The 20,439-nt window shown below is 48.8% G+C and carries 18 protein-coding genes and 1 pseudogene; 13 read left to right on the forward strand and 6 right to left on the reverse strand.

The annotated features are described in order from the left end of the window. Positions 1-832: 832 nt before the first annotated feature. Positions 833-2,509, forward strand: a complete 1,677-nt coding sequence (locus ABV298_RS21865) for a choice-of-anchor Q domain-containing protein (protein ID WP_353718285.1) — start codon at positions 833-835, stop codon at positions 2,507-2,509. Positions 2,510-2,700: 191 nt separating this feature from the next. Here ABV298_RS21865 and ABV298_RS21870 read toward each other — a convergent pair whose 3' ends face one another. From ABV298_RS21870 to ABV298_RS21885, 4 genes are all read right to left on the reverse strand, one after another. Beyond that, a complete protein-coding gene (locus tag ABV298_RS21870) occupies positions 2,701-3,537 on the reverse strand; it encodes an SDR family NAD(P)-dependent oxidoreductase (protein WP_353718286.1) in 837 nt (278 codons plus the stop codon). A gap of 80 nt (positions 3,538-3,617) precedes the next feature. Then, on the reverse strand, positions 3,618-4,388 hold the full coding sequence (locus tag ABV298_RS21875; protein WP_353718287.1) for a helix-turn-helix transcriptional regulator: 771 nt from the start codon (positions 4,386-4,388) through the stop codon (positions 3,618-3,620). 266 nt (positions 4,389-4,654) lie between these two features. Next, positions 4,655-4,837, reverse strand: a complete 183-nt coding sequence (locus ABV298_RS21880; protein ID WP_353718288.1) for a winged helix-turn-helix transcriptional regulator — start codon at positions 4,835-4,837, stop codon at positions 4,655-4,657. A 641-nt stretch (positions 4,838-5,478) separates the two neighbouring features. Then, positions 5,479-6,777, reverse strand: a complete 1,299-nt coding sequence (locus tag ABV298_RS21885) for a spondin domain-containing protein (protein WP_353718289.1) — start codon at positions 6,775-6,777, stop codon at positions 5,479-5,481. A 144-nt stretch (positions 6,778-6,921) separates the two neighbouring features. Between ABV298_RS21885 and ABV298_RS21890 the strand changes: the two genes are divergently transcribed. The 3 genes from ABV298_RS21890 (at position 6,922) to ABV298_RS21900 (ending at position 8,720) form a co-directional block, all read left to right on the forward strand. Then, positions 6,922-7,635, forward strand: a complete 714-nt coding sequence (locus ABV298_RS21890) for a peroxiredoxin family protein (RefSeq protein WP_353718290.1) — start codon at positions 6,922-6,924, stop codon at positions 7,633-7,635. Between the two features lie 47 nt (positions 7,636-7,682). Next, entirely contained in the window at positions 7,683-8,114 is a 432-nt protein-coding gene (locus tag ABV298_RS21895) for a protein-disulfide reductase DsbD domain-containing protein (protein ID WP_353718291.1), read from the forward strand. A gap of 102 nt (positions 8,115-8,216) precedes the next feature. Continuing rightward, positions 8,217-8,720, forward strand: a complete 504-nt coding sequence (locus ABV298_RS21900) for an SDR family NAD(P)-dependent oxidoreductase (RefSeq protein ID WP_353718292.1) — start codon at positions 8,217-8,219, stop codon at positions 8,718-8,720. Between the two features lie 144 nt (positions 8,721-8,864). Here the strand turns inward: ABV298_RS21900 and ABV298_RS21905 are convergent. Beyond that, positions 8,865-9,159 (reverse strand): annotated as a pseudogene (locus ABV298_RS21905) (antibiotic biosynthesis monooxygenase). 185 nt (positions 9,160-9,344) lie between these two features. Here ABV298_RS21905 and ABV298_RS21910 point away from each other — a divergent pair. From ABV298_RS21910 to ABV298_RS21925, 4 genes are all read left to right on the forward strand, one after another. Next, on the forward strand, positions 9,345-9,944 hold the full coding sequence (locus ABV298_RS21910; RefSeq protein WP_353718293.1) for a sigma-70 family RNA polymerase sigma factor: 600 nt from the start codon (positions 9,345-9,347) through the stop codon (positions 9,942-9,944). A gap of 10 nt (positions 9,945-9,954) precedes the next feature. Then, entirely contained in the window at positions 9,955-10,242 is a 288-nt protein-coding gene (locus ABV298_RS21915) for a hypothetical protein (protein ID WP_353718294.1), read from the forward strand. A 20-nt stretch (positions 10,243-10,262) separates the two neighbouring features. After that, entirely contained in the window at positions 10,263-10,649 is a 387-nt protein-coding gene (locus ABV298_RS21920) for a hypothetical protein (protein ID WP_353718295.1), read from the forward strand. Positions 10,650-10,820: 171 nt separating this feature from the next. Further along, positions 10,821-11,282, forward strand: a complete 462-nt coding sequence (locus ABV298_RS21925) for a DoxX family protein (RefSeq protein ID WP_353718296.1) — start codon at positions 10,821-10,823, stop codon at positions 11,280-11,282. A 681-nt stretch (positions 11,283-11,963) separates the two neighbouring features. On the opposite strand, the gene ABV298_RS21930 is transcribed toward ABV298_RS21925, so the two are convergent. Further along, on the reverse strand, positions 11,964-12,674 hold the full coding sequence (locus tag ABV298_RS21930; RefSeq protein ID WP_353718297.1) for a FadR/GntR family transcriptional regulator: 711 nt from the start codon (positions 12,672-12,674) through the stop codon (positions 11,964-11,966). Between the two features lie 187 nt (positions 12,675-12,861). Here ABV298_RS21930 and ABV298_RS21935 point away from each other — a divergent pair, with 187 nt between their 5' ends. Genes ABV298_RS21935 through ABV298_RS21955 form a run of 5 tightly spaced genes read left to right on the forward strand, consistent with a single transcriptional unit; the run spans position 12,862 to position 20,421 of the window. Further along, complete coding sequence (locus tag ABV298_RS21935) at positions 12,862-16,065, forward strand: TonB-dependent receptor (protein ID WP_353718298.1); 3,204 nt, start codon at positions 12,862-12,864, stop codon at positions 16,063-16,065. Between the two features lie 19 nt (positions 16,066-16,084). After that, complete coding sequence (locus tag ABV298_RS21940; RefSeq protein WP_353718299.1) at positions 16,085-17,566, forward strand: RagB/SusD family nutrient uptake outer membrane protein; 1,482 nt, start codon at positions 16,085-16,087, stop codon at positions 17,564-17,566. A gap of 32 nt (positions 17,567-17,598) precedes the next feature. After that, complete coding sequence (locus ABV298_RS21945) at positions 17,599-18,717, forward strand: sialidase family protein (protein WP_353718300.1); 1,119 nt, start codon at positions 17,599-17,601, stop codon at positions 18,715-18,717. 8 nt (positions 18,718-18,725) lie between these two features. Next, positions 18,726-19,532, forward strand: coding sequence for an SGNH/GDSL hydrolase family protein (locus ABV298_RS21950; RefSeq protein ID WP_353718301.1), 807 nt, complete (start codon positions 18,726-18,728; stop codon positions 19,530-19,532). Then, positions 19,480-20,421 carry a M14 family metallopeptidase gene (locus tag ABV298_RS21955; protein ID WP_353718302.1) on the forward strand — a complete coding sequence of 314 codons (942 nt, stop codon included), beginning with the start codon at positions 19,480-19,482 and terminating at the stop codon, positions 20,419-20,421. Before ABV298_RS21950 ends, ABV298_RS21955 begins: the two co-directional genes overlap by 53 nt. Positions 20,422-20,439: the final 18 nt, after the last annotated feature.

The following is a 20,439-nucleotide window of genomic DNA, read 5'->3' on the forward strand; positions in this document are numbered from 1 at the left end:
GCGGTAGGATTTACTTGTAAGCTTTACCTGGCCGACTCTGGACTGCAAAGTCGCGGTAATATCAATACATTTTTGTCTGAATATTCAGATTCTGGCATATTCTCGAAAGTTGATACTCTCGGAAATCGCACCGTAGCAGGCAGGAAGATATTTGTTGATAAAAGCGATTCTAAAATCGTACTCGGATACTTTTACAACTATTACAAGTTCAATGAATTTTTATGCCGCAAAGAGCAGTGAGCCTGCTGTGTTTTAGTCATGTACAGCAAACTGACCTCGGTCAATCATGTTCGTGTTGCCTGGGCCTGCTCAGATTGATCAAGTCTTATGACGCCATCCGTACGGCAAACAGCCGTACGCGTGCCCTGACATGCTACAAGTTTAGTTACACCGCTGTGAAAAAGATCCTGGACCGGCTCCCTACATACGCTCACAGAATTGCTTTAGCTCGAAAATCTCCGAGAAAAAGAAAAAAATCTGTAAGTTTATTGATCATTCTCGCTCAGTGATGTCAAGCCACTTTCAGACGACGTACTTTGCCCGGGAACACTGGCTAGGAATATCTAAAAAGGATCAACAAAAAAATCCAAAGAACTTGCATGTCTTGCTACGACCTTATACCAGGATAGAAAATATACTACCCGGCAAATTTGTGATCAGCTCAAAATTGGACCTGGTACAACCACCTTCGGGATGAGGGAACAGAAATGACGAATGGGCAAGAAACAATTGTAGTAGTTGTTGATCAAATATTGGAAATAAACGATTAAATGATTACTGGCTATTAGGTTAATTCACGGACATTTTTTATTAAACATTTCACATCTGCAATATGAGAAGAGTTTTCCTAGCCTTTGCTTTGCTGGTAAGCAGCTTTATTAAAACAAACGCTACGGTTCTTTATGTAAGCCTGAATGCTACGGGAAATAATGATGGCACCACTTGGGCTAATGCTTATACCAATTTGCAAGCCGCTATTGATGCAGCCGCAAGCGGCGACAGCATTTTTGTAGCCCAAGCGACGTATCAGCCAGCGACCAATACCGCTTTTTCCATGAAAGAAGGCGTTAAAATATTCGGTGGTTTCATTGGTACTGAGACCGATTTCGCGCAGCGCAATCTTGCCAACAAAGCTACCTTGCAAGGCAATCGCGCAAACGTTATGCTTAATGTCAACAACGGCCTGACGAGTGCCGCCTTGTTAGACGGATTTTTCATTACAAGTGGATACCAAAGCCTTGGTGGCGGTATATATAACAGCAGTGTTTCGCCCACTATCAGCAACTGCATTTTTTCCAACAATCAGGCAGCCTCTTATGGAGGCGGTATATTTAACTATAATTCTTCGCCAACTATTACGAACTGTGGTTTCTCGAACAATTCAACACAATCCGGCGGCGGCGGCGGCATGGCTAATACGGGTACTTCCCGGCCGGTTATTATGAATTGTATTTTTACAGGAAATTCAGCATTTAATGGTGGTGCCATTTATGAATTTGCGTCTACGGGTTCGGTTATTACCAATTGTACTTTTGCTGGCAACACTGCAATCGCATATGGCGGTGGCCTATGTAATACTTCTTTATCTGTTACCGTTACGAACTGTACATTTGCGGCAAATTCGGCCGGCTCCGGTGGCGGTATACTTAATTCTCGTGCTGGTGCGGTTATTTCCAATACCATAATCTGGGGCAATACAAGTGGTTTGGTTAGCCTGAACTCGACAGTCACCGTCACTTACAGCAATTTGCAAGATGGCGTCATTAGCGGCACGGGTAATCTTAGCCTGGACCCCTTGTTTACCGACGCCGCAAGTATGGATTTTACCTTGCAAAGCGGTAGCCCTTGCATAGATGCAGGTACGCCGGATACTACAGGTTTAAATATTGGTATTGCCGATCTGGCAGGCAAGGGAAGAATAGCCGGCGAGTCGGTAGATATGGGCGCCTACGAGTTCGGCAACGTGCTTCCCGTAACATTAATTTCTTTTTCGGCCAAACCGGTTGCAACTCATTCGGTAGAATTAGAATGGGCAACTGCACAGGAAACACAGAATGCGCGTTTTGTGATCGAGCGCAGCAAAGACCTTGTCTCGTTTGAGCCAGTGGTTGAAATCCGCGACGTCGCCGGTAATTCCAGCACATTACAAACATACAAAGCGGTTGATCCGATGCCCTATTCCGGTACAAGCTACTACCGTCTGATTCAATACGATATTGACGGTACGCGCACTGTGTCACGCATTGTTTCAGTCATCGCACGTTCTCGGGATTACGCAGTGTATCCGAACCCCGTTCAAAGCCAGTCTTTTCGAGTCAGCGTAGACGAACCGGTTACGGCCAAGATCGAAGCTCGTAGCGCATCGGGTCAGACGATACCTTTCAGGCGCAAACCCCTGGATACGCAAGCGGTGGAGATTTCACCATTAGCTTCTCTACTGCCGGGAACCTATTTGATAACAGTCCAAGAAAGAGCGGTCAAGCGTACTTTTAGCCTGATCGTCCAGTAGTTTCTGTAAGTATCAATGTTTATCCCGCTGGCTATTCTGATAAGAACAGTATGTTAAGTGACAAAGCTTAGGTCAAAATGCTTATTCTCATGCATCAGAAAGTCCTGGCGGGTCAGCTCAACAGTTTGGCAATTTGGGTCATTGACCTTGGCGGGCTAAGTCTTCAGAGACTATCTAAGCGCTTCAACCGGTCAATCAAAATCGGTCGATTTCGTCAGAGCCTCCCATTGCTGGTAAGACGAAGCCAGCAGGTCCAACTTACGGAATGCGCGCGCATAGGCATCGCTTCCCAAAAGCAGGTACAAGGGCGGTTCTGCCATTTCAGTCACTTCCATCATCACTTTTGCCGCTTTTGACGGATCGCCGACCTGGGTACCACTCGTTGTTATAAATCGCTCCTGCGAGGATCGTATTCCAGCATAGGCATCGATTTTCTGTTGCGAAAGCACCAGAGAATCCGGATTATTGAAATTCGTGCGAAAAGCACCGGGCGCAATCAAGGTAACTTTGATACCAAAGGGCCGGACATCATCGGCAAGTACTTCTGTCAGGCCGATCACGGCGTGCTTTGCGGCACCATAGACAGACCAACCCATACTTGGTGCGATGCCCGCGATGGAAGAAATGTTAATAATATGCCCTGACTGCTGCGTTCGCATAATGGGCAAAACGTGGCGGATTACGTTAATCGTCGCGAATACATTAATATCGAAACTGTCGCGGGTCTCTTTATCCGTCAGCTCTTCCATGCTTCCGCCGATCCCATAACCGGCGTTGTTGACAGCTACGTCGATCCTGCCGAAATGCCGATAGGCCTGTTGAATCGCCGCTGCCACATTTTCATCACTACCCAGTTCCACGCTCAACGGCAAGAATGCGTCGCCTTGACCACTTACTGCTTCGGTAAGGCTTGCAGTGTTGCGGGAAGTAGCCGCTACCTGGTGCCCTGCCGCTAACAATTGTTTGACCAATGTCAATCCCAGGCCTTTCGAAGCGCCTGTGATAAACCATACTTTTTTGTTGTCCATATCATTTGCTTTTGATGTGGCAAAAGTAGGGCCGTCCAATAGCAAGTGTGTTACGGCAATCAAACGGATGCTATCGAAAATCAAACAAGCCGGAAAGCGCTGGGCCGAAGCTTTGTTTGCTTCCTGAAAAAATATGTAAAATGGGCTGGCTGCGCAAAACCAAGACAATCACTGATTTCGGACACATTCCAGTCGGTGTGTTTTAACAATGCGGTGGCTTCGGCTGCCAGCCGCTCGGCAATGTGATCGGTAGTAGTCTTTCCGGTGGTCGCGCGAACAGCCCGGTTCAGGTGATTGACATGCACGGCGAGCCTTTCCGCAAAATCCCTGGCGGAGCGCATTCCAATACGTTGCTCCCGCGATTGGATCGGGAACTGGCTTTCCAGTAGTTTGACGAATATGGACGTTAGCCGTGCATTGGTGTCGGGATGGTAGTATAGTTGCTCATCTGGCTGCATTTTCATGGCCAGATGGATCAGTTCGGAAACCTGATTTCGCAGCAGATCAAACCGGAAACGATAATCAGAACCGGCCTCAACCAGCATTTTTTCAAACAACTCAGCCACCTGCTGATCTTGGGGTCCTGTCAAATGGTACACCGGCTTGCTTCTTGGTTCGAAGACCCGCAGATCATGGACACCATTTCTCAGGCTCTCTATAAAAAACGAGTCCTTGAAAAGGCAGAAGAAACCGGACGATTCTACATCCAACCGTTCAAAACTGTAAGGTACCGCAGGATTGAAAAAGAGAAGCGTGCTTCCATCGAACTCAATGCTCTTGTCGGCATAATGACAGCGGTGCCTGCCACGGATCAACATGATTTTGTAAAAATCGTAGCGGGCGTAAGGCATAGCATGTGAAATGCCAGCGTAATGGCCTAGACGGAAAACATTAAATTCCCCTTCTCCTGCCGGGGGAAGGGGCGGTGTTTGGGCGAATTTATTAGCGTAAAAAGCATCCAGACTCTGGGTGTTCGGCATACTGCGGATGATCAATTATTTATAGTTACCGGAAACAACTTTTCATCCAATTCGGTCCCTGACCGGCTACGCGGCACCGCGCGGCGGGTTTATGTTGTGCTCAATAGTGGTTCTAATATACTGCGATTAGCTTCACCCTACTTGGCTGTCGATTCAATGACGGGTATCAGGCTTTCGCCTAAATGGGTGAGCTTGTATTCAACTTTCGATGGTTTTTCATCAAAGGTGGTTTTAGATAATATACCATGCTCCACCAGTTGAGTTAACTGGGTGTCCAGCAATCTGCGCGATGCCTTTGGTAGAAATTTGACCGGTTCCACATATCAAATTTACAATTTCGAAGCTAGCTGCCAAGGATCGGAGGAATTCTATTGAGGCCTCTTAGGCGACGGCTGCCTTCATTTCTGACCTTGGAGCTTTCCAAATTGATTCTTCTGGGAATTATTTTACAAGGTAGGCAAGCTATACTGTATGTCGCCCCTCTTTGATGATTTATCCCACTCGCAACGGGACAAATGCCGAACCATTTCCTCGACGATTTGAAGTTAATATTACAGTTAAGTTATTGAATGTGAGGTTAAAATTGGAATGGTAGGCGATTGGCGGCGGTACGCTAATGCTGTCGTTAAAATGTAATTTGGTCTGTTTTAACAATTGTAGGTTTGGAGCCGATGAACGTCTTTAATAGTTTGATTTACTTTGAACCTGGTAACTTAAACTGTACTTCCGGCTGACTTAGATACAATATATACCGTGCCATTAGAGACGGTAGGAACATTGTAAAGGTGGTAAGTTCAGACACCTCGACAGCTACGGGTAATTGCAAAACACCAGTTTCCAAATTTGATTTGGAAGCTGGTGTATGTACTATGGCGGAAAACAGTAAACTAATTCAGGGCATATCTGCTGTTGTGGGCATTTGGCAAATACCAAAACCAATTAATTCGATATTTAAAGCAATTTATTGTATGGAAATTTTTACAATATCCTTAATTGCCGGCAGTGTCGTAAAGGCATTCGGATTTGGCACCGCCGCAATGGGCATACTTTCAGAGAGCGGGGTTCCTGCCAGATTAAACTGGGTAATCCCTGCGCCTGGGAATTGATCAATAGCAGTTCCGTTGTTATATAAACCGATGCTTTCGGAAGCATCTCCTTTTTTTTGTGGATCTATCCCATCTGCGCCAGTTGCAAAAAACCAATCATTTGAAAATCCATACATGGTGGCAATCGCCAGCCGATCTCCATTTGAAACAGATATATCCTGTGAAACGCTGCTTCCGGGCTGGTCACCAATTCTTGGAAGCAATACATTGGTGGTTGGTGCGGCAAGGACATAAACAGACTTAATACCGGTTTTCCCTTTCAAGAAACTGGCCAGAACCGATGCGTCGCCCTTTTGTGCAAGTTCTTTCAACCCCTGTCCTCTATCTTTTTCACCGACCTTATACAATGGATTATCAATTCCGTTATAGATAACCACCAGAACGGGCGATAGCGGTGTGAATATTCCTGTGATGCTGCTTACGTAGGTACTCAATGGTGCATTATCCCCAGCTTCGGCAACTGAGGTCAACCCGTTGGCGGAAGGCTTGTCTTTCATAAATAGAGGGGATGCATTGAGTAGGTTCCCCCCAGCTATATACGAAACGGCCCAAACGCCGGGACTTAATGGTGTCTCGTTGGGCGTACCGCCGGACATATTCTTAAGTGTTAGCGTAAACATAGAATTCCCATCATATTTAAGTGATGCCTTCACTAGTTTGGCTGCGGGTAAATAAGTGTTCCTCTGGGCATCACTGCCGTTCACCTCGGTAACGTTATTGTTGTCAGCTGATCCCGGATGATTAACAGTCGCACCGGGTTTTTGATTGATACGGGTACCGTTGTCCCATAACTTTACCTGAGCAGATACATCTCCTTCGATGGGATTGCCTTCGGTGTCGTAAACCTGAATGCCAGGATTATCAGGGGCAAAAAACAAATCGTTTGACGCACCATACATGGTCACAAATGATAAAGCTTCTCCCTTGGCTGCCGAAAATTTGATGGTAGCTGACTCTCCCGGTAAAATAAGTGGAGTAGTGGGTCCCTGAAAAGTTCCAGATTCAACAAGAGGTTTTGAATCCAGAACGTTTTGAACCGTGATCGTGGATTTTCCGCTTGAATCCCCAGGTATATCTGTGTGATCATCACAAGCTGCAAATGTCAGAGGCAACAGCGCTATCGTTACCCAGTGGGCGATTTTATTTTTTTTCATATAAACTGTTTTTCTCGCTTTGTCGTGGTGGATGGGAAATACTTACAAATTTTTTCAAGATTCTATGTTTCTAATCAATAAGGCTGATGAAAGATTTTTTTTGTAAGGAAGTATCAGCGCCGCCGACTAAGCCTCAAAAAGAATATGAAAAAGGATATCAGCCCCAAGGCGGCAGTGAGGAATTCGTTGGTTTCATTAACCCTGATTAGCTTCTGCTCACTTAATTTGAATGCAGCCATAAACAATCCTGCGGCATTTAGCCCTGTACAACATATGGGCAGTGCAACGGATACGGTAAGGATGACAGCGGGAGTACCGTTGATGCCGGAAGATGTAAGCCCCCTTCTGGCAGGCGAGCAAATCCCTGTATTACGCCTGGTCAAATCTTCGGGTGAGAGCTTCGACTTAAACAAGTCGGTGTCTGAAAAGCCGACCATTCTTGTTTTCTATCGGGGGGGCTGGTGCCCTTACTGTTCCAAACAGCTATCGGGACTACAACAGATTGAAAAAGATCTGGTGCAAATGGGCTATCAAATCATCGCCATCAGTACCGACAGCCCGGAAAATCTCAGTAAAACTATGGATAAGGAAAAGCTTTCCTATACGCTGTTGTCCGACGCAGATTTGAATGCGGCCAAGCGGTTTGGTATCGCTTTTAAAAGTCCAAAAAGTTATGACAAATTCTTGCCCCAAGCCTCGGGAGGGAAAAATGTCGATAAGCTTTTACCGGTGCCTTCTGTCTTTATCTTAAATAAAAAGGGCAATATCCTTTTCGAATATATCAATCCCAATATCACCCAAAGGCTAAGTGGGCCTTTGTTGAAAGCTGCTGCTGCTGCACTTCGTGACGAGATCTAAATGAGCTTTTAAATAAAATAAAAAAACTTCTTGCCATACTGAGCTTGATGTGGATTTCCATATCGACGAAAGCTCAGGTAGAAACTCCGGTGCATTGGAGCTTTTCGTCTGAAAAAATCAATGATCACCAGGCCTTTCTTGTGTTAAAAGCAGACATCGACCAAGGCTGGCATGTTTATTCGCAGTTTATTAAAGATGATGGGCCTATACCTACCTCCGTTAGCTTTGATAATTCAACGGCATACCAGTTAGCACGCAAAGTGCTGGAAACGCCAAAGGCCCTTTCTGATTTTGACAAAAACTTCAACATGGAGATCTCCTGGCATGAAAAACAGGTGATCTTCAAACAGTGGATTACTTTTAAACGCCCAACGACGATAACAGGCTCAATCGAATTTATGGCCTGCACAGATCAGAAGTGCCTGCCACCTGCTCAGGAAGAGTTCAGTATCCAGAGGCGGGCATTTTGGCTACTATGAGAATCCGAATGCGGTTATCTCAGATATCCGTGCGACTTTCCGGGGCTGCGCTGACGAGTACGTCAGGATGGGTTGCTGCCTTACGGGCGTGGTTAGCGCAGGTTGCTTGCCGAGCAGAGTGACGATGATATAGTTGGCCAGATCAACACAAACCTGACAGGTCTTACATTATTGACCAAAAAGACTTTACCTCTTTTACAACAAAGCAGGGAAGGCGGCATTATAAATGTCTCGTCGGGTTATGGCTACACTTCCATGCCGTTCTATGGTGTGTATGCTGCTACCAAATCAGCCGTCGGCCAGTTCTCCGATGCTATCAGAAGAGAGCTTTATCAATATCCGATTCATGTAATGACAGTATATCCTTCTGCAACAGAAACAGATATGATGAAGACTGCTGTGGTGGATAGAATGGATACGGCTGAGGAAGTTACCAGGGCTACCATATCAGGGTTTGTGCGGAAAGAAATCAGTGTAATTATGGGCGGCAAAGAAAGAGAAGACCAGATCAAAACGAACTTTTTGGGGCCGCAAAAAATTGACCGGGTTGCAGCGGACAATTTTGAAGCCGTGAGAAAACGGACAAAAAACCATAGGTCTATGTAAGCGTTTTTATTACTTTAATACCAAAATCAGGCCCACTGTTGACAGGCAGTATATTTGAAGGTAATGACGCAGGCTGACAAACCAGGATTATGAAGCGCACCGAAATGAGCTATCATTAGCGGTGCGCTTGAAACGGTGTGTCAATTATTTGACTGCCAGTATTGTAACCTGCTCGATAAGAGGGTCTGTGGCAAGCAGCTGGGGGGGCATTTTCCATCAATGCTTTTGCAATCTGGCCACCCAGATGTGCGTTGCGGCCTTCCTGGTTGGTAAAGGTGTCAAAGATACCGAAGCTTGAAGGCCCTATTTGAAAGGCGTACCAGCTGATGGTTTCGTTCTCCTGTTGGGCTAACGGCAAGGCGCCTTCGATAAATTCTGCTACCTGCTGCTCTTTGCCCGCTCTGGCTTCCAGCCTGACGAGTAATCCTAATTTTTCCATCATTAGCTCTGGTTAAGTAGTACACTTTTGCTTAGTCGGGTGCTTCAACAAATCCTTACAAAAATTTTTAAAATTTTCTGTAAGGATTCAATTACTGGTTCGACTAAGAAATGTCTTATTGTGGAACTGTGATGATGAGAAGGCGGACGGATATCAAAAATCGTTAGGGAACATTAAATTTACTTATGCAAACACAAGATTCAGAGATTGAAAGCATTGATACCAATGTGCTTAATCCACACAACTGGGTGAGCAGATATGCGGATTATCTCTATACGTATGCCGCCTTCCGTATAAATGATCAGGACCTGGCCAGGGACCTGGTACAGGAAACGTTTTTGGCAGCATTGGAAGGCAGGGAAAACTTTCAGGGAAGGAGCACGGAAAAGACGTGGCTTACCTCAATTTTGAAAAACAAGATAGTCGATGTTTATCGATCGAAGCCGTCGGGACTTGCCAAGGGGGTTGGTTCAGAAGGTGCAGAAGATACGGACACCGATTTTTTTGACCGGAATGACGGGCACTGGAACGATCAGCACAGGCCTGCGGAATTGGGCATTGAGCAGCCCGATGCCTTGGAAAACACCGAGTTCCAAAGAATATTGCAGGCCTGCATGAAGAAGCTGCCAGCTTTATGGATTTCTGTATTTTCGATGAAGCACATAGACGATCAGAGCACAGAGTCGATTTGCAGTGAACTTAAACTCACGTCATCGAATTTTTGGGTAATTATTCACAGAACTAAGGTAAATCTGAGGTCCTGTCTTCAAAAAAACTGGATTTAAATCAACAAAGATGAAAGCATTTACCGAAGCAGACTTAAAAAAGATAGCCTACAATTGTAAGAAGGCCACATTTTTAATAGAGAAGCAACAGATTGGGAATATAACCATGAGGGAACAAATGGAATTGAAAATACACCTGGCCGGATGTTCGATATGCGTAACCTTTATGAAGCAAAGTGCGGTCATTAACCAGATGGCCAAAAAACTGTTTTCCTCAGATTACGCAGGTTTAAAATTGGATAAAGGGTTTAAAGAGCAGCTTCAAAATAGGATTAATAATCATCTTGATAAAAATTGAAGACAACTAAGGACTGCTATATGGCTTTCAAACTCTGCAACCTGACACGCTTGCTGTCAGTATTTCTGCTGATAACATCCTTGCTTGTGCTGAGCTATTGTCCGCTTAGAAAGACGGTTCAAAGTCTGCTTACTGGCACACGCCAAACAGAACAGTCGGCTGCCCAGCGGTATCTGGCATCAGCAGCTTGCCAAGGCACAAACGATAGTTCCGGCACAAAAGTTACCATCGGCGAGCCTAAGCCAGGGATTGATACTCCCGTGCTTAAAACTCGACTTTTTGCATACGGCTATTTGATCCGGCGATTCTCCTTTTCCGAAAGGGGGTTTGTCTTTGGGCGGAAAATTTCAATTGCGTATCTCAATTCTATTCCTATTTATCTCAAAAACCGGATCCTGTTGATTTGATACTATCGTTGTTTTTTTCTCTGTTCAATGCCATTTGCGGCCTTGACGGGCGATGCTATAATTTATGGCAGAACTTAACGCTCATTGAATCAATAATAATTAAATCAATAACACAGACATGATCAATCTTTTTTTTCAATATCAAGAAAGAATTACCAGCAATGGGCACCCTTGTTCTCGCGGTTAATCATAGGCTTCGGATTTATGGCCCATGGATGGACTAAAATAAGCAAAGGAAGTCCTGCAGGCTTTGAGAAGCTACTCAACCAGCTAGGAGTTCCATTTCCCCACCTTACTTCCTGGGTTGCATCCTTAGTTGAACTACTGGGCGGGCTGGCAATATTTATTGGATTTTCTGTAAGTATTACAGCCATTCCGCTTATCTGCACTATGTTGGTAGCTATGTTCTCGATACATATCAACTATGGTTTTAGCTCGGTCAAGACAATAGGATTAACACCACGGGGGCCATTATTCGGCCCTCCTGGATACGAAATTAACTTGTTGTACATCGCAGGTTTGATTTCCCTTTTCCTGACAGGGGCTGGGGTCTTTTCTGTTGACTCGCTACTTGTAAAAAAAGGCAATTCATTAAAGCCAAATAGCAAAACCAATAGTTTGTCGGTAGGCTAATTCCTGTTTTAAAAACCCGTTTGACTAGCCTGAGTCATTTCTTTCGCTTATGAAAAAAGGTTATGTATTGAAAGCAATAGCCGGCAAACCCGTTTTGCCGGCTATTGCTTTTCAAATCAACTTTCTTTAAAGCATCGCATCCCAAAAGATCAGCACCGGTTCCAAGGTGTTGTAGCCAATTCCGTCGCGGAGCTGACGGCAGCGGCTGAGAAAGGGGCGACCATGATTACGCCTTCCGGTCGTTTGCGCCCCATTTTTCGGTAGCCGTTACGCTTTTTACGCCAACTGATTTGCGTTCGAAAGTGTAAGAGATTCTCTCACTATACGATCTTATCCCTTCAAAAATCCGGTCGTTTAGAAGTGAAATCTCCAGGTGCTGCCGAAACCTATCATACTATCCGCCCAAGGGATGTTTGGGTTCATTATAAGTGCAGTACTGCACCTTGCTCTAAGTGTTTTGCAGTCCCATCAGCCTTTTTAGAAAAAATAATTCTGGCGGTGTCAAGTGTAGCGCTGATATTATTATCGAACACTATTTCGTCTATGCGGTGTATCTCTACGCAAGTGGTGAGTTTGTAGGTCAACTGCAATTTGTTGGACTTTCGTTACGAGGATGAATCCCGAGCCAGCCTCGACTGGCTTGCGCTGGTGGATTACCGGACAAGCGATCGGAACAAACGGTTAGGACGGCGTGTGCGCCCCGTTTTTAAGCGTTGTTATAAAATAGGGTGTCAGATGCACGTACATCGCGTTGCGGAACTGCGCGGCGGTACCGTTTTTCAGGACATCGAAAAGATCGGCGTGAGAAACCGGGTTGGGCAAATCCGCATGAATCCCCTTATCTAGATATTCCCTGAATACATGGTCGAAGACCGGGAACAGCAGCGTTTGAAATCGTCTGAATGTATCATTGCCGGTCATTTCGTACAGTTTGCCATGAAACTCGATCTCGTCTTCCCGCGAGAGCGATTTAAGCCCCTTCTGTTTGTTCACAATCGCCTCGAGCTCTTCGAGGTCCTTATCGGTTTTGCGGGCGAACAAGAATTCAGCAATACCCATTTCAAGGATCAGCCGCAGCTCGAAGATGTCTTTCTGATTGTCGTGACTCAGAATCGACGGGCTCATTACCTTTTCAATCCCCGCGAAAAGGTCGGGTTGCGCCATGATCATCCCGCGTCGCGTGCGGCTTTCAATCAGCCCCAGCATTCTTAGCCGGCTCAGCGCTTCGCGGACCACATTACGGCTTACATTCAGTTTTTGTGCAATCTCAGTTTCATTCGGCAGCGAATCACCCGGTTTGAAACCATTGTCCATCAGATACTCCCTCAGAATGTTTTCCACCCTGTCGGTCATCGACAGGCTCTCCATGGGCCCTAGTGCGCTCGTTTTCATTGATCTCAGTTTCCTTTTGATCACAAAGGTAAGTTAAAGACGGCTACATCGGCAACTTTTATAATATTTTCAGACAAACATTTTTATATTAAAATCCTATAATTACATTTGTAGGACAAATAAACAACCAATCATTCTTTCGTATTTCTGACAATTCCCGATATAAACCTTTATGATTTGAAATTTTATGCGTTACATTAAAAGCAAAACGATCAAAACACTGATGATTTTCGCGGGCCTGTGGTTTGCGGTTTCGGTGGTGTATGCGCAAGATCTGGTAGTTTCCGGACAGGTGAAGTCCGGGCAGGACAACCAGCCGTTGCCTTTTGTGACTGTCGTGGTAAAAGGCAGCCAGCAGGGAGTGAATACGGACGCCGACGGGAAATTCAGGATCAACGTAGGCAAGGAGAGCATTTTGATCTTTAGTTTCGTAGGCTATCGTACGCATGAAGAACGGGTCGGAAGCAGGACCGAGCTGAATGTGGTCCTCGAACCCGACCAGAACAACCTGAACGAAGTGGTAGTAGTGGGTTACGGGAAGCAGGAACGTGAAAATATTACCTCCTCCATCTCCAAGCTCGACAGCAAGGTTCTTGAAAATATCCCTTTTGCCAATGCGGCTTCGGCCCTTCAGGGGTCTATCGCCGGCCTGCGGGTGCAGAGCACGTCCGGTTTGCCCGGTAATGCACCCCGCATTATCCTGCGGGGAGGGACGTCGATCAACAACCCCGATGGCTCGGCGCCGCTTTTTATTATCGACGGCGTGATCCGTGCCAATATGAATGACATCAGCTCGGAGGAAATCGAGTCGATGCAGGTGTTGAAGGATGCGGCGGCTACGGCCATTTACGGGGCCAGGGCCTCCAATGGGGTGGTGATCATCACGACGCGATCGGGCAAGGCCGGTAAGGTGCGGGTTTCGTATCAGTACGATGCGACGATATCGAGCCTTGCCAAAGGATATGACCTGCTTTCTGCGCGGGATTGGCTTTATTTTCAGCGGATGGGCACGGTGGCTTCTTCGGTTAAGAACCCTGCCAACCTCAACAAACTGACATTGCCCAACAGCTCCGGCACAGGGAATGATCTCACCAATAATACCGCCTACACAACCCAGTATCTGACGCCCGCCAATGAGTATAAGCTCAAAGAAGGATGGGAAAGCATGCCCGATCCGGTCGATCCGAGCAAAACGCTGCTGTTCAAAGGTACCGATTACCAGGACCTTCTTTTCAGGACTGCATTATCGCAAAATCACCATGTTTCGGTGAGCGGTGGGACGGAAAAGGCTACTTACAGCGCGGGGCTCGGCTATATGGATGCCGAGGGGATTGCCATTACCACTAAATACCGGAGGCTGAATTTTGACCTGAATGGTGACCTCACCGTGAGCAGTAAGCTCCGGTTTTACAGCCGGCTGATGTTTTCCAGTTCGGGCAATAACCAGGGTATTTCCGACAATGCGCTGTTCGAGCGCTCCATCGGCCTGGCCCCGACGGCCAAATATGCCTACGAAGACGGGACGCTGGCGCCCGGAACCGGCCAGAGTATCGGAAACCCGGTGTATCACCTCAATAAAATCAAGGCAAAGAACAACCGCGATAACCTGACGCTGGCCATCGGCTCGCACTGGGATATTTTACCGGGACTCTCTTTCGATCCCCAGCTGTCGTTGTTCAAGTCTACGGTAGAGGCGCGGTCGTTCCAGGAGGCATTTTATAACGGGCCGGGCTTGTATGTGGATACGCGTAACGCGACGGGCTCTTTCGATAAAACCGAGCAGTACCAGGCCGATGGAGTGCTGACCTATGCCAAAACATTGGCGGGCAAGCACAACCTGGAAGTAAAGGCAGGTATTTCTTACTTCAATCGGAACAATAGCGGGTTGCGCGCGACCGGTAGAAAAGCGGCGTCCGATCTGGTACCAACCCTTAATGCTTCGGCTGAGCCGGTGGCAGTTGGCGGATCGGACAGCAGTCAGGTATTGATCGGCTATTTTTCGCGGATCAACTACGATTTCGACCAGAAATACCTCTTATCGCTGAGCGCACGTTACGATGGGGCCTCCAACCTGGGGCGCAATAACCAATGGGGCGTTTTTCCAGGCGTGTCTGTTGGCTGGAACCTGCATCGGGAGGAGTTCTGGAAGATGCTGCCGGAAAATCTCCTGCGCGTGAAATTGCGGGCAAGTTACGGCGTGAATGGGAACATCAGCGGCCTGGGCGACTTCACCGCCCAGGGGAATTACAGCGTTGGCAATCAGTATTCGACCAATGCCGCGGTCCTCAATACAACCATCTCCAATGCGGACCTGAAATGGGAACGTTCGAAGACATTTGACGTCGGGGCCGACGTCGGTTTGTTCGGAAACAGGGTCAGTTTGCTTTTTGACTACTACCGCAGGGTGACCGATAACCTGCTGACCTCGCTGAGGCTTCCCATGTCGACCGGTTTTTCGAGCGTACTTACCAACCTGGGAAGCCTGGAAAATAAAGGGGTAGAGCTCGAATTGAGCGCGCGCGTGCTTCCGTCCAGCAGCGCGGTCAACTGGAATGTCTCCTTCAATGCGGCGCAGACCAGGCACAAGATTCTCAGCCTGCCTTACAACGGCATTGAAAACAACCGTATCGGCGGGGTGTACGTCTGGAACCCGGCTACAAATGGCTATGCCTGGATGGGCGGCCTGCAAGAGGGCGGCCGGATCGGCGACATGTATACTTATAAACAATTGAGTATCTACGCCACCGACGAGGAAGCTGCCGCCGGCCCGGTTGACAACCTGGTAACGGGAGCGAACAAGACCAAGTATGGCGGAGATGTGAACTGGCTGGATGCGGATCAGAACAAGGTGATCGATGAAAAAGACAGGGTGTATGTTGGTAATCCCTATCCGGTCTGGACGGGTGGTTTTACCAACTCATTGGAATACAAAGGGATCAGCCTGCTGCTGCGGATGGATTACACGACAGGCCATACGATCCAGAACTATCCCAGGGCGCAGATGATCGGCCAGTTTCAGGGGGAAATAGGGCTGCTTTCGGATGTGAAAAGGTCGTGGCAGACACCCGGCGACATTACCGACATTCCCAGGTTTTACTGGGCCGATCAGCAGGTGCAAAACAACCTGTACCGTGGCGGCATCGGCGGAGGGAACTCGATGTACTATGAAAAGGGCGATTATCTGGCTGTGCGGGAGCTTACCCTGGCATACAGCATACCCAAATCCATCTTAAACAGGGCCAAAATCAACGGTTTGCGGCTTAATGTCACGGCGAACAACCTGCATTACTTCACCGGCTACAAGGGGTTGAACCCCGAGGAAGGCGGAGTGGACCGTGGAAGGTACCCGATACCCCGCTCCATTATCCTGGGCTTGAATATTTCATTGTAAAACCATCATGACGATTCAGATGAAGACAAAATATAAAATGCTGACTTGCCTGGCATTGTTATGTGCCGGGGTGAACCAGTCCTGTACCGATAACCTCGATGTTGCGCCTGTGAGCGTGATCACGGAGGCCTCGTACTGGAAATCGGAAAACGACGCGAACGGCGCTTTGAACGGCCTGTATGTGCTTTTGCGAAGACAGGCATCGGAGAACCTGTACCTGTGGGGCGAAGGCCGCAGCGAGGTGATGGGCTTGGGCGTGCAGGGTTCCGGCGGCCGCGAGCGGTATCACGACAACAGCCTGGATGTGACCACGGCCGGGCCCAACTGGCTGGGGATGTATTATATTGTCCACCAGGCCAACCTGATCCTGAAATATGTGCCGCAAATCACCTTTTCCTCCGAGGCGACTAAAAACAATATCCTTGCCCAGGCGTACACGATGCGGGCATTCACGTATTTCACCATGGCCAAAACCTGGGGCGACTTGCCACTGGTAACCGAGCCGACCGAGGGTTACGACCCGGCCTCCATCCAGAAGCCGCGCACACCGGTGAAAGAGATTTTCTCTTTTATCAAGGAGGATATCACAAAGGCTGCCCAGCTTTTTAGTGAATCCAATGCCCTGGCGCAGGGGCGGCAGTTCTGGTCGAAACCTGCCTTGAATGCCCTGAAAGCGGATGTGTTTCTCTGGACCGCCAAGAGGCTTGGCGGGGGCGAGGCGGATTTCAATACCGCGTTGGCAGCCATTACCGAGGCTGAGAAAGCAGATATAAGCCTCCTGCCCAAATTCGAAGATGTTTTTGATTATACTAACAAAGGCAACAAGGAAATTCTGATGGCAGTCCGTTTCAAGGATATCGAAGTGACCGACAACCATTATAGCCTCATGTATTTCCCGCAGGCGTTTTTACCGTCCGATCTGGACGCCGCGACCAAGGCGGCGATCGGTCTGCCGGCGGGCCAGAATTACTGGGCACCGTCCGCGACGATCCGAAGCCAGTTTACGGAAGACGACAGCCGCAAGAATGCCTCTTTTGTCGAAGTATACACCTCGGCGTCGGGCACGCAAAAATTTGTCGGGTCGCTGGCCGTGAAGTTCAATGGTTTTGTCAACTCCGGCATCCGGTTGTTCCTGGACGATGTGATCCTGTACCGCTACGCCGATCTGCTGCTGATGAAGGCGGAAGCAAAAAACGCACTGGGGCAGGATCCCTCCGCTGAAATCAATAAAGTGCGGGAACGGGCCTATGGCGTTGCCTACAAACAACATGTATTCGTAAGCGGTAGCAAGGATGCCAACGACGAAGCCATTCTCCGGGAGCGCCTTTTCGAACTGGTTTTTGAAGGAAAAAGATGGTGGGACCTGGTGCGTTTTGGCAAGGCATTCGAAAAAATACCCTCATTGAAAGACCGCGCCGGTAAAGATTATCTGCTGCTTTTCCCGATTTCAGAAGCTACATTAAGCCTCGAACCGCAGGTCAAGCAAAACCCCGGCTATTAATCAGATCATTGCTGACTTAAACTCTTAACTTCATGAAACAATTAATTCTTACTGCTCTTATCTTCCTGGTTGTTGCGTCGGGCATTTGCACATGCGCCCAAAAGCCGTCGGGCGGTGAGCCGCAGCTTGCATTGCAGCTCAACCCGGGTCCGGATAATCCAAGAAACAGTGAAGGAGATTTTATCACACTCAAAAACGGTGATATCCTTTTTATATACAGCCGTTACACCGGCAGCTCCACCAGCGACCATGCGCCTGCATACCTGGCCGGAAGACTGTCCCGCGACGGTGGTAAGACATGGACTTCTACCGACAGGCTGATCGTGGAGCGGGAAGGCGATATGAATGTGATGTCCGTATCGCTGCTCCGGTTGAAGAGTGGGAAAATTGCCCTGTTTTACTTGAAAAAGAATTCGGAGACGGACTGTATTCCACAGATGAGGACTTCATCCGACGAAGGTAAGACGTGGAGTGCGCCGGTGCCCTGCATTACCGACAAGAAAGGATATTTCGTATTGAACAACAGCCGGGTGATCCAGTTGTCCGATGGCCGGCTGATGATGGCTGTCGCACTGCATCGCGCTATCGACGGCAAATGGCAGAACCAGGCCACACTGTACAGCTATTATTCCGATGACCAGGGCGCGAGCTGGAAGTCGTCTTCGGCAGTACCTAATAACTCACAGATTATTACGCAGGAACCGGGGCTGATCGAATTGAAGGACGGCCGGATTATGATGTTCATTCGCGCGAGCGGTGGTGTACAGCAGTTGTCTTATTCATCCGACAAAGGAGCCAGCTGGTCCCATATAGCGCCTAGCAACATTGCCTCGCCGCTGTCACCGGCTTCTATCAAAAGAATTCCCGGCACGTCCGATCTGCTGCTGGTGTGGAATAACAACGACGGCAGCCAGCCCCAGACGAAGGACAAGCGCACGCCGCTTACCGTGGCTATTTCCAAAGACGATGGTAAAACCTGGATCAACACCCGGAACATCGAAACCGATCCGGATGGCTGGTACTGCTATATCGCGATCCATTTTACCAAAAATGACGTGCTGCTGGGCTATTGTGCCGGAAGCCAGGCGAAAAAGACACATTTATCGGTGACGAACGTGAAGCGTTTCCCGCAAAAATGGTTGTACCAGTAAGCGGCTGTATGAGAGAACATCATCATCGTTCACGGAGGTTTTTCCTCCTGCGTGCGCTGGCTGGCGCGTTTGCGGGCCTGTTGCCCGCCCGGGCGACCGCGCATGTACGTACGCGCAAGAAAGTAGCCTCGGCAGAAGAGGATCTGAAAAAGATCGCTGCTTTGCTGAACGGCAAAACGCGCGGTGTCTGGGTTTTTACCGGGGACAGCATTACCCAGGGAGCCAAGCACACCCACGGGCATCGGAGTTATCCTGAAATTTTCGCGGAGCGCCTACGCTGGGAACTGGCGCGGGCAGGCGACATCGTCGTCAATACCGGCATGAGCGGGCACACGACCCGGCAGGTTCTGAATGATATGGAATGGCGTGTGGGGCAATTCAGGCCCGGAGTGGTATCGGTCATGCTGGGAACCAACGATTGCGCGCGCAACCAGGTAACCCTGGCGGATTTTGAAGCGAACCTGGTATTGATCGTAGCGCAGGTCCGTGCGATGAATGCCGTGCCGATCCTCCACACGCCCAACCCGATCATCGCCGGAAAGGCCCCGGAACGCGCGTCGCTCCCTGAGTACGTGGCGGTGATCCGAAAAGTTTCCCTGCGGGAAAATACAATCCTAGTGGATCATGACGCCGAATGGAATGCCGGGATAGCAAACCGGTCGGCCGAGGCAATTCATCGTGAATGGCTGAACGATCCGCTGCATCCCAATCAGACCGGGCATCAGCAGTTGGCGGCAGCCCTTTTTAAAGCACTGAACATTTTTGACCCAGCTCAACCTACCTGCGGAGCAGCCTATTATGAAGGAGCACATTGAAAACGAACTAACCACCTTCATCGCCGCGGAGCAGCAGGGCCCCGCCGTGCTGATTTCCGCCGGCGTGCATGGCGACGAGTACGAGCCCATGGTTGCGGCAGCTGAGCTTGCTGCAACTTTGCCGGGAATACTGACGCGCGGCCAGGTCACGGTGGTCACGGTCGTAAATCCCGACGCCTATGGGCATGGGACACGGCAAGGCAGCGACGGCCTGGATCTGGCCCGGATTTGTCCGGGTAGCCTCAACGGGTCGATTTCCGAAGCCTATGCCGCCCGGATCAGCTCGTTGATAGAACAGGCCGATTACTATGTGGATATGCACACAGGCGGGTTGACCTACGAAATCCACCCGTTGGCGGGATATATGCTGCATCCCGACGAAAGCATTCTGGATATCCAGCGGCAAATGGCCCGCTGTTTCTGTGTGCCGGTGATTTGGGGTACCGATTACCGGCCGGAGGGGCGGACTCTATCGGTCGCAAGAGACGCAAACGTTCCGGCTGTTTACCTGGAATTCGGCGGCGGGACCGGGTTCCGCCGACCAGTAGTCGATACCTATGTGGACGGGGTGATAAATCTGCTCAGGTTTCTGGGGATGGTTGATGGGAAGGTTAGCCGGTCGCCCGAACCTTATTGGCTGGAAGATCACCGTCCCGACAGCGGCTATCTTCAGGGGAAAATGCCTTCGCCTGCCGATGGTATCCTGATGACCGAGGTCGCATTGGGGGAGACAGTACGCGCAGGCCAATGTTTCGGACGCATTTTCGATCCGGTGTCCGGTGCTAGCCATTCGGTGTATGCGGATGTTGCGGGAATTGTCTTTCTCAAAAGAGCTATCGTGAAAGTGAAGTCCGGCGATGCGCTGGGGGGGCATTTTGCCCATTATTAAAACAGGAAAACATACGAT

This window comes from Dyadobacter sp. 676, assembly GCF_040448675.1.
In the GTDB taxonomy this organism is placed as follows: Bacteria; Bacteroidota; Bacteroidia; order Cytophagales; family Spirosomataceae; genus Dyadobacter.